Here is a 13235-nt window from a genome sequence, read left to right on the forward strand (position 1 = left end):
GAAAAGTTAATACAAAGAAACGCCAAAACCGACATTTGCCGGAATTGGCGTTTCTTATATTAGGGACTTATTTTACAGCCCCATTTTGTGTTTGGAGAGAGTGTATATGGTCCAGGAATTTGATTTCAATATGATGAAGATAAGTGAAATTATTAAGCGTGTTACACAGATTTGTCGTAGCCTTCATGTAGTACGCCTGGATTTATTTGGATCTTTTGCGACTGGAACCGCAACAAGTCGTAGCGATGTTGATTTTGTTGTTTACGGAGAAGTGGATCATGAGGCGTTAGAAGAAGCTGTGGAGAAAATTGATACACTTAGGAAGATTGATTTCTTTTATTATGATGAAATAGAAAATAAGTATTTGCTGGAGGATATTAAGAAGTATGGAAAACAAATTTATTAATCGATATCATTCTTTTTGTCATAGTTTAGCGAATCTGAAGAAAAGCACCGTGGCGGATTCTCAGGCAGATTTTGTGTTAGAAGGTACAGTATGAGGATGATTACGATCAGATTCTTTGCTACGGTATTTCGTTTTTTAAAAAACGTTGCATGGTAAAGAAAAAGTGATTCGTAGCAAATCTTAACTTGAATTCTGTATTATAACTTAAAATGAGTTAAAATACAGAAAAAGAATTATAAAATAATGTTAAACTCCAAGGCTGACAAGAGTGGCCTTTAACTCCTTTGCCATGCGGATAATGACAGTGCAGAGGAAAATGATGCAATGCTGCAGATCATTCTCATCAAAGCAAAGCGGAAAAGATAGAAAATAAGGCATTGGCAGATGGAGTGAAACATTTCAAGGAGACGAAAGGTGGGAGAAAACTTATGTGTGAGGCAGTAGAAAAGTATGCACAGGAAGTTGCTGAAGAAAGAGAGAAAAAGGCGGAAAAGAGAGGAGAAAAAAGAGGAGAAAAAAGAGGAGAAAAACGCGGCATTTCAAGAGGAGAGATACTTAAAATAATAAAGATTACAGTAAAAAAAGTACAAAAAGGCTATACGATGGAGGCCGTGGCAGAAGACTTGGAAGAAAGCGTGGATACGCTGCGCCCGATATATGAAGCGGTAGAAAAAGCAGCACCGGACTATGATGCAGAGAAGATATATGAGAGCCTCGATAAATAGAAGATGATCTTCATGGCAGGGATTCGTATCACTGTTTAAAACAAAATTGTATTTTTAATATTAATCCGTTATACTATATGCAAAGTATAACGGATTTTTATTAATCAATAAAACCAATAACATTTCATTCGTGAAATCGTATAGGATAAATCAGGAGATAATTATGTTAACAATCGTTTATGGAGAGGTTGATGGGGCAATCAATGACCCAGACACCTATTTTAATCATACCTATTCTCAAAAATGGTTTGAGGACCCTTTTGTTAAGGAGATGATCCGGGCGGTAGACAAGTCGGAGGTATTGTCATCCCATGCAATTGAAAGTCCTGTTCTTGGAATTATTCCGACATCGAAATTGTCTGGTGGGGTAAAGGCACTTATCCTTGTTTATAAAAAGCCGGAGTTGTTAATAGATTGTACTGCATGCGGTGAAAATTGTGCCGAATGGCTTCTTAAAATTGCGGAAAACCAGAATACTTTGATCAATTTGAATTATTTTATGGATTTTCCGGAACCATTTGAACTTAAGATACAAAATACCGGGGCTGTTTGTCACGATTCCAAAGAGTTGTATCGTAATTCTATTCATTTTGTGAGGTGATCAGATCATATGATAGGAAAACACAGAGTTCAAATTGGAGATAATACGATCAGATATGACTTTGTATTATCACGCAATATTACCATTATACGTGGAGACAGCGGAACTGGAAAATCCAAGTGACTATACAGAGAGCACAAAATACCTGAGCTGGGAAAGGTATTTTACGCATGTACTGGAAGAACATACGAAGGGGACAGAACTGGAATATCACAAGAAAAAATTAAACAAACAGTATCTTTATGCCAGAGCGATGAAAATATTATCAAAGTTTTTACTGGACAGTAATATTAATTTTGACAGGTGCATGGTATAGGAAAAGAGAATGAGATAAAACCAGCGTCTAGGCCCGACACATAAAGAAAGGAGAACGAAAACGATGAAAGCATTAAAAAAACAACAAATTGTGGTCATTTTGGTACTGTCTGCCATACTCAGCACATTTGCAGCTGTTACACCTGTAAGTGCGGCGACGCTGTCTGCACAGCAGTATCTGGAAAAGATGGATATAGCGGTGCGAAACTTAAAATCATATGATTTTACGCAGACAACCGATCAGAAGATGACAATGGAAGGGCAGATCATTCAAAATAAGACGGTGGTAAAGCAAAGCGTATACAACAGTCCTCTGAAGGTAAAAAGCGTAACAGATACAACCACAGTACTTGCAGGAATGAGTTCTAAGAACCAGGCGGTTGCCTATCTGACAAAAGATGCGGATGGATTGCTGTGGGAGTACATTTCTTCCAATGGTTCCGGATATCAGAAAACAGGGATTTTAAACTATACCAATCAGATCAAAGGTATGGATATTTCCATGTATTCGGATGCAAAAATTGTGAAAAAGAAAATAAAAGTCAACCGGATCAATACCGTTCAGATTTCGGCGCAGGTAAAGGGCTCCGATGTGGTGAAATTTTTGGACCAGATGGGAATGAGCAAAGAGATCAATGCGGCAGCTGCTGTGGATTACAATACGTTGCCGGCAATCAAAGTGACCTGTTGGATCGATAAAAAAACCTGCCGTCCAGTCAGAACCACGGCGGATATGAAAGCGTTTATGAACGGGTATATGTCGGCGCTGTATCAGAAGCTGGGACAGGATCTGAAACTTGTTTATTCGCAGGCAAAAGTAACGGTAACCTATAAAAATTTTAATAAGGCTGCAACATTTACCATACCGAAGGAATGCAGATAAAGATACCACATTTTCAAAGATGACAACAACAGTTACTACGGATACAAATAAAATAGTATATACGGCAAAGGTTCCGAAAGACGCTACATCTGCACGGTAAGTATTCGGTTAGAACATACACCTATCAAAAATAAATGTTTCTGAGAAGAGAGAATAGCTGTTTGCGAAAACGGCTATTCTTTTTTTATCTAAAATGGCATATTTCTTGTCAGAAGCAATTGAAATTATAATTCAAATATGATAGGATAAAGTAGGCTGTCTAGTGTAGAAAAGACACATAAGGCAGAGTTGGTGATATATGTAATGTCAGAGAATGATAGTTACTACATATAAAATTATAAAACTACGGAGGAAGAAACATGAAGAACAAAGATTATTTAACAGTAAGACAGGAAGAATTAATGAATTTTCTGTGGAAGGTCAATGAGCCGCTGACTGCCAACGAGATGGCAGAGCGCCTGGCAGAAGACGGATGGAACAATGTTACATTGTTTAAGACCGTTCAGTCTCTGACAACGGATGGCTATCTGGAAGTTGTAGGACTTGAGAAAACCGTCAAGACTTATGCACGTAAACTCGCTCCGTCTATGTCAAAAGACGATTATTATGCATCTGTATTGATTAAGCGTGGAATTGACAGCAGTTCTATTGCGAACATTACAGCTGCTCTGATCGGAGCAAAAGATAAGCAGGCAAAAGAAAAAAATGCAGAGGTTATTGCAAAGTTAGAGGAGATTATTGATACTCTGAAAAATGATGAGGAATAAGAATGCAAATAACGATATTTTCGGTTTGGATGACGTTCGTTTGGTGTAGCATTTTTATTGTATTGTGCTACATTCTCAGAAAACGATCGGTTCTGCTGAATTTATCCAGTATGACAGGAATCATCATTTTATATTTGTTTTGTCTGATCAGGCTTGCCGTCCCGGTGGAATTGCCATGGACGAAAGTGGTATCCGGAGGCAGCCTGTATAATTTCCTGTATCAGATATTCGGGTGTGAAATAACCTGTGTGGCAGGGCACGAAATCTATGTCTATCATATATTTGTGGTGGCATGGGGAGTGGTCATGGCAGTTCTTTTGACGCGGTATCTGATACAGTATCACAGAGTTGTGTCGTATTTTTCAGAGATGGAAAAAACGGAAGATACAGAATTAAATAATATTTTAGATGAAATTTGTACGGATAAAGAAAAGCGGAACATTAAGATCGTACAGACAGCAGCGGTAGAAGTACCGTGTTGTATTGGGATTTTTGAGAAACGGATATTGATTCCGGACAAAAAATATTCGCGTGAAGAATTGCATTATATTATTCTACATGAATATACACATTTGGATAATAAGGATATACTGACGATACAGCTGATCAACATTCTGTGTATCGTGTTCTGGTGGAACCCGTTTGTGTATATTTTAAAAGGAGATATGTATCAGAGTATTGAGATCCGTTGTGACCAGACGGTTACAAAGAAACTCAAATCGGCAGAGCGGGGTAACTATCTGACGGTGATATTAAAAGAGTATAAGGCAAGTGTGCAGGAAAAAGAATTTCGAAAACCTGCAGGAGCCATGCCGTTGTTTGAAGATCATTCGGATCATCTGATCGAACGATTTCGTCTGGTCGCGGAGGGAAAGCAAAGCAGTTCGCGTATTGGAAGAATTCTTGTTCCGGTGATTGCGGTTGCACTGTTGGTGCTTTCTTATTCAATAATACTTCAGTCTAGATATGAGGTGCCAGAGAGTACCTATGGTTTGAAGGGCGATAGTTTGGAAATAAACCAGAAGAATGCATATATGTATGAGAAGAATGGGGAGTATTATCTTCATTGTGAAGAAGGAAATTTTCCTATCGATAAGAAAACAGTGAAACTTTTGGAGAAAAATGAGTTTAATATTCGAAAAGGAGGAAGATAACATGAAAAAGAAACTTTTAATTGTAGCAACGGTTTGTGCATCATTATTTGTTGTTGCGCCTGCTGTGAGTGTGAGTGCTGCAGAAGTTGAATCGGAGTCGCAGGTACAGACTATTCAGAATGATGATATAGGGATTGCACCGTGTGCGGATGAGATTGTTACAAAATTTCGGCTTTACAAAAAAACTAAATTACAATATCGAAGATGGAATCAGACCAGAGGATATTGGGTAGATAAAGATTGGATTGATTTAAACTAATCAAAATTTTTGCCGGTGCAGCTGCACCGGCATTTTTTTATAAATGATTCTTTCGCAAATTATAATTCTTCCGGCAGTTCCCACGCCTGTGCCTGTTGTTCATATTCCGAAGCACGGGAGAGAAGATCCCCGGCAGAGCATGGATCACAGAGTTCATTTTCTGCCAGCGTGCGGTAACATTCCGCCAGTTGAAGCAATGCTTTTTTCCCTGAAATTTCAATATCCAGAACAGGCTGTGTCTCAAATGCAGCATTATAAAACCACAGAGAAGCTTCCTGGGGATTCTGCCGTTCCCGGTAGTATTGTCCGAGCTCATAACAGATTTCGGAGCAGGAAGAACTGCACATATCTTTCAGACAGATCGAAAAGAAATCATCCACAGAATTTTGGATACGGGCAGCGTGTGCCAGAATACACGCGGATTCTGCATCAGCGTGTGCTTCATAGTGTAACGAAAAATAATCCGTAGCGCGTAGAAAATCTTCCTCATCCCCACATTTATAAAGCTCTCTTGCATACATGCGCGTGATTTTTTCCGAGAGGACACGATTTTCACGAAATGCTTTTTCAAACATGGCAAAATCCCGTTTGGCATGCATGACATGTGGGCGGTGCAGAATATCAATATCACTGTCATAGATAACGGGATCGGTGCGGATCGTTTCGTGAACCGGATCAACCCATGAAAACGTGCGCAGGCGTTTAAAAAGTTTTGGCCGTGGTTCTTTCTTACAGTTCTGCACGGTGTTGAAATCCGGTGGGGTGATATAGTTCATCTGAACAATTTCAATTTCCGGAAGAAGAGCACCTTTTAACCGGAGAAAACGTCTTTGATTTTCCAGATCAAGGTATTCGTCCGCATCCGGACAGTAGATGTAATCCATGGTTGCAAGCGAAAACGCATAATTTCTTGCGGCGGAGAAATCATCACACCAGGTAAAATCATAGATCCGGCTGGTGTATTGTGCGGCGATTTCTTTGGTGCGATCTGTGGAGCCGGTATCAACGATGATGATTTCGTCCATCATGGAAGCAACGGAATCCAGGCATCTTGCCAGAACCGGTTCTTCATTTTTGACAATCATACATAAACTTATTGTGATCATAATAACAGATGGTCCTTCCGAGGTTTTTCTTTTATATTACACTATCCTGCAACAGTTTTACATAGAAATAAAGAAATATACTTGTATCTTTTTTGAACCATGGCTATAATAAAATTTATGTGGTGTGAAATTATAAAACAAATTTTGGCAGATATGCGGCAACCACTTCAATATGTGCCATGGGCACTGGTTATTGTGGTACTTGGGCTGGTTGTAACAATTGTACTTTCTGAAAAAAAGGATGGAAAAAAAGCATCTGTCCGGTTTTTTCGTATACTTTTTGCGATTTATATACTTGTGGTGATACAGATTACTTTTTTTTCCAGAGAACCCGGTTCCAGAAACGGGTGCATGAATCTGGATCTGTTTTCCACGTGGGGATACAGCGTGGTTACCCATGCATTTTTTATTGAAAATATTCTTATGACAGTGCCTTTCGGAATTCTGGCACCGCTTTGTTTTCACCGGCTGCGGCCGATGTGGAAATGTGTTGTGCTCGGAGGTGTCTGTTCGGTTCTGACGGAACTGAGCCAGTACGTGACGAAACGCGGGTATTGTGAAGTAGATGATATGTTGACCAACACCATAGGTGTTTTATGTGGTTGCATTTTGTTATGGCTGATTGAACTGATAATAAAACAAAGGAGAAAGAAATGAAGTATGATTATCTGGTGGTAGGAGCGGGATTATATGGCTCCGTATTTGCTCACGAGGCAGCAACAAGGGGGAAAAGGGTTCTGGTTGTCGATAAACGTCCGAATATTGCCGGAAATGTTTATACGGAGGACATTGAGGGAATCCATGTGCACAAGTATGGTGCACATATTTTCCATACCAACAATAAAAAGGTGTGGGATTACATTACAAAATTTGCGGAATTTAACCGCTTTACGAATTCACCGGTAGCAAATTACAAAGGGGAACTATACTCGCTTCCGTTTAATATGTACACCTTTAATAAGATGTGGGGTGTGGTGACACCGGAGGAAGCAGCGGCGAAAATTGAGGAGCAGAAAAAAGCCGCAGGCATTACAGAACCGAAAAATCTCGAGGAACAGGCGATCAGTCTTGTGGGAACCGATATTTACGAGAAACTGATCAAAGGATATACACAGAAACAGTGGGGGCGTAAGTGTACGGATCTGCCTGCTTTTATTATCAAGCGCCTTCCGGTGCGCCTGACGTTTGATAACAATTATTTTAATGCGCTGTATCAGGGAATTCCGATGGGCGGTTACACAAAGATGGTTGAGCATCTGCTGGAGGGAATCGAAGTCCGGCTTGGGATTGATTATCTGGAGCAGAAAGAGGAACTGAAGGCTCTGGCTGAGAAAACGGTATATACAGGAGCGATAGATGCGTATTTTGATTATTCGCTCGGCGCGTTGGAATATCGTTCCGTGCGGTTTGAAACAGAACTTCTGGATACTCCGAATTTCCAGGGAAATGCAGCAGTCAATTATACGGATGCCCAGACGCCGTGGACACGTATCATTGAACACAAATGGTTTGAATTCGGCAAGGATGATGAGGGACATGATTTACCGAAGACTGTAATTTCGAGGGAGTACAGTTCGGAGTGGAAACCGGGGGATGAACCGTACTATCCGGTAAACGATGAAAAGAACGGAGCTCTTTATCAGAAATATAAAGAACTTGCGGAAAAGGAAAAAAATGTAATTTTCGGGGGAAGACTCGGAGAGTATAAGTATTATGATATGGACGCTGTGATCGCTTCTGCACTGGAAATGTGCGAAAAAGAACTGGGATAGGCTTCTAGAAAGATACAAAAAAGAGCATTCGCTGTATGGTTACAGCTGGAATGCTCTTTTTGTTATACATATTTGTCCAGCATCATTCCGGAATAGATGGATGTGATGTATGGGGTTGCAAAGTTGTGACCGGGATTTTTATAGGCCACGACTATCTTGTTGACATAGTTCATCGGATTGATGGAGATATTTTCCGCTTCTTTTCCGATGGAATCCCGAAATTGGGATAAAGTTTCAAATGTATTCTGATCACGTTCCGGAACAACTGCTTCACGGAGCGCTTCTTTATCAATAGAGATGGAGCCGTTCTCGTTTGTGACCAGACCGATGTCCTGTAAAGAACTCCGGCTTGAACCGGATATGGAAAGAATCTCTGTCTGAAGTTTGTTTCCGGCACTGGCATTGGTGTCTGCATACACGGCTGCGGTGGAAAGTATGGAATTATAGGCATCCACCAGAGACTGGATATTGTCCGCAATTGCATCCGCATCTGTTTTAAATCCAATGTTTACTTTCTCACTATCGGTTGGCTGATTTAAGGTCAGTTCAAATACCTGATTGATGGAAAATGTGTTGGTCAGGGAAGAGTGGCTTGTGCCATTCAGTGTAAAGGCGGAACTCTGTGCAGGGGAAGTGATGCGGTCAATTCCCAGCTGATCCATGATTTCCGTGGAACCTGTGCTGGCATCCGGTGCAATGGAAAAAAGTTCGGTTTCGTTATCTGCCAGACCGGTCTGTATGGAAGTCAGTTTCAGCGCACTCGAACCGTTTCCATCGGACAGTATTTCGGCGGTAATTCCGAGACTAGAGGAGTTGACAAGCCTGGCCAGCTTGTCCAGCACATCCAGATTGGTTTCGTCGGAATTGATATTATATTGAAATTCATATGCAGCACCAGACGTATTCAGATCAAAAGAATATGCGCCGGGACGCATCGACAGTGTATTGTCTTTTAAAAAACGTCCCTGATTGATCTGGGGTGTGGCAAGCCGCTGCACTTCAATGTCAAAGTTATTGGTTTTACTTTCTTCACTTCCGTCGCCAATATAGGTCACACTGACTTTTTCGTCATCGGAAGACATGGCAACTTTCTTCTTAAAAGAATCCTCAAATGAACCGTACTGGTCGGAAAGAGATGCCACAACGTTCTGAATGGAGCGCGCGTTTTCCTTGATGTCTATGGCATATTTTTTCGCATCGGTGAGATTCGGAATTTTATAAAGAGGCGAATCTTTATTTATTTTGACAATTTTATTATAAACTTTGCGCAGTTCACTTTTCTTGTGTGAATCATAACGTGAAACCGTTTTCTGGGCATACGTCGAGATATAATAAGCGTAGGCATTATCAATCCTTGCCATTGAGATTCCCCTCCTTTCTTCCGTGAATTGAGGATTGAGAGCAGGACAGTAACAGACCTGTTCTCCTGTGAGGTGCATATCCTTTGCACCCAAAAAGATTCTACTTGAATAGTATATCGGCATCATACCGCATTTTCCATACCCTTGTATATGGTAAAATTTTACTAAAAATTCACAATTTGGCGTAAAAGCTGCAAAAAACCATAAAAACCATTGTAAAAGATGTTGACGGACATGGAAAATCATGATATAGTATGAAAGCTTGGAAGTAGGTCTTTTTTTTATGCCTTTTTTTAGGCGGGACAAAACACGAAAATTAATAACGGAGGTGGAAGTTGTGCGTACAAAGATTACATTAGCCTGCACAGAATGTCAGCGTCGTAATTACAACATGACAAAGGACAAGAAGACTCATCCGGACAGAATGGAAACCAAGAAGTACTGTAGATTCTGCAAGACTCATACAGTTCATAAGGAAACCAAATAGTCCGTACAGAGCAAAGGAGTTATGAAATGGGACAGACAGAAAACGTTGAAAAGGCTCCAAAGACAAGCTGGTTTGACGGTGTAAAGGCAGAGTTCAAAAAGATCATCTGGCCGGAACAGAAATCAGTTGTCAGACAGACCATTGCAGTGATTGTTACATCCGTTGTAGTCGGTCTTATTATTGCACTGCTGGATTGGGCAATTCAGCACGGTGTGAATTTCCTTGTTGGTTTGAAATTTTAACGGAGGCATAGTGATTTATGGCAGAGGCGAACTGGTATGTAGTTCATACCTATTCAGGTTATGAGAACAAAGTCAAAGCGAATATTGACAAGACAATTGAGAACAGACATCTGGAAGACCAGATTTTGGAGGTTCGTGTTCCTCTTGAGGAAGTGACGGAAGTTAAAAACGGAGTGAAAAAACAGGTTTCCAAGAAAATGTTCCCGGGCTATGTGCTGATTCATATGATTATGAATGACGATACATGGTATGTTGTCCGCAATACCCGCGGTGTGACAGGGTTCGTTGGACCGGGAAGCAAACCGGTGCCACTCACAGATGCTGAAATGAGACCGCTCGGAATCAAAGCTGAAAACGTTGTGGTGGATTTCGCGGAAGGCGACATGATCGTTGTTATCGGCGGTGTCTGGAAAGATACCTGCGGTGTGATTACAGCGATGAACCATAACAAACAGACGGTTACGATCAATGTGGATCTGTTCGGTCGCGAAACACCGGTAGAAGTAAGTTTCGCAGATGTAAAGAAGATGAATTAAGGAGGCAATTCCAATGGCAAAGAAAGTTGAAGGATACATTAAGCTGCAGATTCCTGCTGGAAAGGCAACACCTGCTCCTCCAGTCGGACCGGCACTTGGACAGCACGGTGTAAACATCGTTGAGTTTACAAAGCAGTTTAATGCAAAGACAGCCGATCAGGGCGACTTAATTATCCCTGTAGTTATTACAGTATATGCAGACAGAAGCTTTAGCTTTATTACTAAAACTCCTCCTGCACCAGTACTGATCAAGAAAGCCTGCAAGATCAAGTCTGGTTCCGGTGAACCAAACAAGACAAAGGTTGCAAAGATTACAAAGGCACAGGTTCAGGAAATCGCTGAGCTGAAGATGCCTGACTTAAACGCTGCAAATATCGAAGCTGCCATGAGCATGATCGCTGGTACAGCAAGATCTATGGGTGTTGAAGTAGTAGACTAATCTAAGTTTAAGAAGAAATGTGGGAGGGTAATTGATTTCCCACCCGATATTACCACCAGGAGGTTTATATTTCATGAAAAGAGGAAAGAAATATCAGGACGCTGTAAAGGCATACGATAGAAGTGCTCAGTACGATGTTGCTGAAGCAATCGACCTCGTAAAGAAGAATGCCACAGCGAAATTTGATGAGACAATCGAACTTCATCTTAGAACGGGCTGTGATGGACGCCACGCAGAGCAGCAGATCCGTGGTGCGGTTGTACTGCCACACGGAACAGGTAAGACCGTTAAGGTATTGGTTTTCGCAAAGGGAACCAAGGTAGACGAGGCACAGGCAGCAGGAGCTGACTTCGTTGGAGGAGAGGAATTAATTCCGAAGATCCAGAACGAGGGATGGTTAGACTTCGATGTTGTAGTTGCTACACCGGATATGATGGGTGTTGTAGGACGTCTGGGACGTGTCCTTGGACCGAAGGGCTTAATGCCAAACCCAAAAGCTGGTACAGTTACCATGGATGTTACCAAAGCTGTTAATGACATCAAAGCCGGTAAGATTGAGTATCGTTTGGACAAGACAAATATTATCCACGTGCCAGTTGGAAAAGCTTCATTTACAAGTGAGCAGTTGAACGACAACTTCCAGTCTCTTATGGGCGCAATCAACAAGGCTAAGCCTTCAAGCTTAAAGGGTCAGTACATTAAGAGTGCTGTATTAACTTCTACAATGGGACCTGGCGTAAAGCTTAACGTTGTAAAGATTGCTCAGTAATAGAAAAATCAGAAGTCGGGAACCGGAAACGGTTCCTGATGAAATGATAAAATGTATGATCAGACTTACACAAGCAAAATGCGGAAAACACTTGACATCCGCATAAGAACATATTATAATAGCAAAGCATATTGCCGAAGACAGTAAGGTGCTATCGCATATTGCGACAGCGTAAAGGGAAATCCACCTACCGAGGGAATTTTTGATGATAATCGTCATAAAGAATGATACCCCTCTGCTGTAAGGCGGAGGGTTTTTATTATACCTCACGCTATATGCAAGAAATAAAATAAGGAGGTAAATGAATCGTGGCAAAGGTAGAATTAAAGCAGCCGATCGTTCAGGAGATTTCTGAAACAATTAAGGACGCACAGTCACTTGTAGTAGTTGACTACCGTGGACTTACAGTTGCTGAGGATACACAGCTTCGTAAAAATTTAAGAGAAGCTGGCGTAACTTACAAAGTATACAAAAATACTTTAGTAAACCGCGCAATCGAGGGAACAGAGTTCGAGAGCTTAAAGGATGTCCTGGAAGGACCTAACGCATTTGCAGTATCTACAGAAGATGCTACAGCTCCAGCCAGAGTTCTGGCAGAGTTCGCAAAGAAGGCTCCAAGCCTTGAGATCAAGGCCGGCGTTGTAGAAGGAACATACTATGACGCAGAGGGAATGAAGCAGATCGCAAGTGTACCAAGCAGAGAAGTACTTCTTTCCAAATTACTTGGAAGCTTACAGTCACCTATCACAAATCTTGCTCGCGTTCTTAATCAGATCGCAGAGAAGGGTGGCGCAGCAGATGCAGCAGCAGACGCAGCACCGGCTGAGGAAGCACCAGCAGCAGAATAATTATTAAAAATAAAATTATAACGGAGGAAATAATCATGGCAAAGTTAACAACAGCAGAGTTTATCGATGCTATCAAAGAGTTAAGCGTATTAGAGTTAAATGACCTTGTAAAGGCATGTGAAGAAGAGTTCGGCGTATCTGCAGCAGCAGGCGTTGTAGTAGCAGCAGCAGGCGGAGACGCAGCAGCAGCTGAAGAGAAGACTGAGTTCGACGTAGAGTTAACAGAAGTTGGACCGAACAAGGTTAAGGTTATCAAGGTTGTTCGTGAGATCACAGGTCTTGGACTGAAGGAAGCTAAGGACGCTGTTGATGGCGCACCTAAGGTAATCAAGGAGCAGGCTGACAAGGCATCTGCTGAAGACGCTAAGGCTAAACTTGAGGCTGAAGGAGCAAAGGTTACATTAAAGTAGTCTGTGCGTAAGCGACGAGAAACCAATAATAACCCGGCAGAGATGCTTGCATTTCTGTTGGGTTATTTTATTTAGCTGTATCCCCTCTCTCTATCTGAAAAAGTTCTCGAAAATAATTCTTGCATTTCCCTTGATTTTGTTGTATAGTATAAGTT

At 41.3% G+C, this 13235-nt stretch carries 19 protein-coding genes and 1 other annotated feature; of the genes, 17 read left to right on the forward strand and 2 right to left on the reverse strand.

Features of this window, described 5'->3' with window-relative positions:
* Window positions 1-106 precede the first annotated feature (106 nt).
* From M72_RS14925 to M72_RS14960, 8 genes are all read left to right on the forward strand, one after another.
* A complete protein-coding gene (locus M72_RS14925; RefSeq protein ID WP_055068789.1) occupies window positions 107-406 on the forward strand; it encodes a nucleotidyltransferase family protein in 300 nt (99 codons plus the stop codon).
* A gap of 377 nt (window positions 407-783) precedes the next feature.
* Complete coding sequence (locus tag M72_RS14930; protein ID WP_206541839.1) at window positions 784-1131, forward strand: hypothetical protein; 348 nt, start codon at window positions 784-786, stop codon at window positions 1129-1131.
* Window positions 1132-1294: 163 nt separating this feature from the next.
* Window positions 1295-1732, forward strand: coding sequence for a DUF4869 domain-containing protein (locus M72_RS14935; RefSeq protein ID WP_055068790.1), 438 nt, complete (start codon window positions 1295-1297; stop codon window positions 1730-1732).
* A gap of 55 nt (window positions 1733-1787) precedes the next feature.
* Complete coding sequence (locus M72_RS14940) at window positions 1788-2048, forward strand: hypothetical protein (RefSeq protein WP_055068791.1); 261 nt, start codon at window positions 1788-1790, stop codon at window positions 2046-2048.
* 63 nt (window positions 2049-2111) lie between these two features.
* Window positions 2112-2930 (forward strand): DUF6612 family protein, encoded by an 819-nt coding sequence (locus M72_RS14945; RefSeq protein ID WP_055068792.1) that lies wholly within the window; start codon window positions 2112-2114, stop codon window positions 2928-2930.
* Between the two features lie 359 nt (window positions 2931-3289).
* Window positions 3290-3697, forward strand: coding sequence for a BlaI/MecI/CopY family transcriptional regulator (locus M72_RS14950; RefSeq protein ID WP_022045724.1), 408 nt, complete (start codon window positions 3290-3292; stop codon window positions 3695-3697).
* 110 nt (window positions 3698-3807) lie between these two features.
* Window positions 3808-4851 carry a M56 family metallopeptidase gene (locus tag M72_RS14955; protein ID WP_206541840.1) on the forward strand — a complete coding sequence of 348 codons (1044 nt, stop codon included), beginning with the start codon at window positions 3808-3810 and terminating at the stop codon, window positions 4849-4851.
* A 1-nt stretch (window position 4852) separates the two neighbouring features.
* On the forward strand, window positions 4853-5110 hold the full coding sequence (locus M72_RS14960) for a hypothetical protein (protein ID WP_055068794.1): 258 nt from the start codon (window positions 4853-4855) through the stop codon (window positions 5108-5110).
* A 59-nt stretch (window positions 5111-5169) separates the two neighbouring features.
* Here M72_RS14960 and M72_RS14965 read toward each other — a convergent pair whose 3' ends face one another.
* A complete protein-coding gene (locus M72_RS14965; protein ID WP_055068795.1) occupies window positions 5170-6216 on the reverse strand; it encodes a glycosyltransferase family 2 protein in 1047 nt (348 codons plus the stop codon).
* Between the two features lie 153 nt (window positions 6217-6369).
* Here M72_RS14965 and M72_RS14970 point away from each other — a divergent pair, with 153 nt between their 5' ends.
* Both M72_RS14970 and glf read left to right on the forward strand, forming a co-directional pair.
* Window positions 6370-6873: a VanZ family protein gene (locus M72_RS14970; RefSeq protein ID WP_176694798.1), complete on the forward strand. Its 504-nt coding sequence runs from the start codon at window positions 6370-6372 to the stop codon at window positions 6871-6873.
* A complete protein-coding gene (gene glf / locus M72_RS14975; protein ID WP_055068797.1) occupies window positions 6870-7988 on the forward strand; it encodes a UDP-galactopyranose mutase in 1119 nt (372 codons plus the stop codon). The genes M72_RS14970 and glf overlap by 4 nt, the downstream gene beginning before the upstream one ends.
* A gap of 62 nt (window positions 7989-8050) precedes the next feature.
* Here glf and fliD read toward each other — a convergent pair whose 3' ends face one another.
* A complete protein-coding gene (fliD, locus tag M72_RS14980) occupies window positions 8051-9349 on the reverse strand; it encodes a flagellar filament capping protein FliD (RefSeq protein WP_055068798.1) in 1299 nt (432 codons plus the stop codon).
* Between the two features lie 337 nt (window positions 9350-9686).
* Between fliD and rpmG the strand changes: the two genes are divergently transcribed.
* From rpmG to rplL, 7 genes are all read left to right on the forward strand, one after another.
* Window positions 9687-9836, forward strand: a complete 150-nt coding sequence (gene rpmG, locus M72_RS14985; RefSeq protein ID WP_055068799.1) for a 50S ribosomal protein L33 — start codon at window positions 9687-9689, stop codon at window positions 9834-9836.
* Window positions 9837-9862: 26 nt separating this feature from the next.
* The gene (gene secE / locus M72_RS14990; RefSeq protein WP_022044852.1) at window positions 9863-10078 is read left to right on the forward strand and encodes a preprotein translocase subunit SecE; all 216 of its coding nucleotides are present in this window, start codon (window positions 9863-9865) and stop codon (window positions 10076-10078) included.
* Window positions 10079-10095: 17 nt separating this feature from the next.
* A complete protein-coding gene (gene nusG / locus M72_RS14995) occupies window positions 10096-10614 on the forward strand; it encodes a transcription termination/antitermination protein NusG (RefSeq protein ID WP_022044851.1) in 519 nt (172 codons plus the stop codon).
* Window positions 10615-10627: 13 nt separating this feature from the next.
* Entirely contained in the window at window positions 10628-11053 is a 426-nt protein-coding gene (gene rplK / locus M72_RS15000; protein WP_055068800.1) for a 50S ribosomal protein L11, read from the forward strand.
* A 73-nt stretch (window positions 11054-11126) separates the two neighbouring features.
* Entirely contained in the window at window positions 11127-11822 is a 696-nt protein-coding gene (rplA, locus tag M72_RS15005) for a 50S ribosomal protein L1 (protein WP_022044849.1), read from the forward strand.
* Window positions 11823-11938: 116 nt separating this feature from the next.
* Window positions 11939-12091 (forward strand) — a sequence feature (ribosomal protein L10 leader region).
* Window positions 12092-12130: 39 nt separating this feature from the next.
* A complete protein-coding gene (gene rplJ / locus M72_RS15010) occupies window positions 12131-12670 on the forward strand; it encodes a 50S ribosomal protein L10 (RefSeq protein WP_022044848.1) in 540 nt (179 codons plus the stop codon).
* Between the two features lie 35 nt (window positions 12671-12705).
* The gene (gene rplL / locus M72_RS15015; RefSeq protein WP_022044847.1) at window positions 12706-13080 is read left to right on the forward strand and encodes a 50S ribosomal protein L7/L12; all 375 of its coding nucleotides are present in this window, start codon (window positions 12706-12708) and stop codon (window positions 13078-13080) included.
* Window positions 13081-13235 lie beyond the last annotated feature (155 nt).

Source organism: Roseburia faecis (assembly GCF_001406815.1).
GTDB classification, from domain to species: Bacteria; Bacillota; Clostridia; order Lachnospirales; family Lachnospiraceae; genus Roseburia; species Roseburia faecis.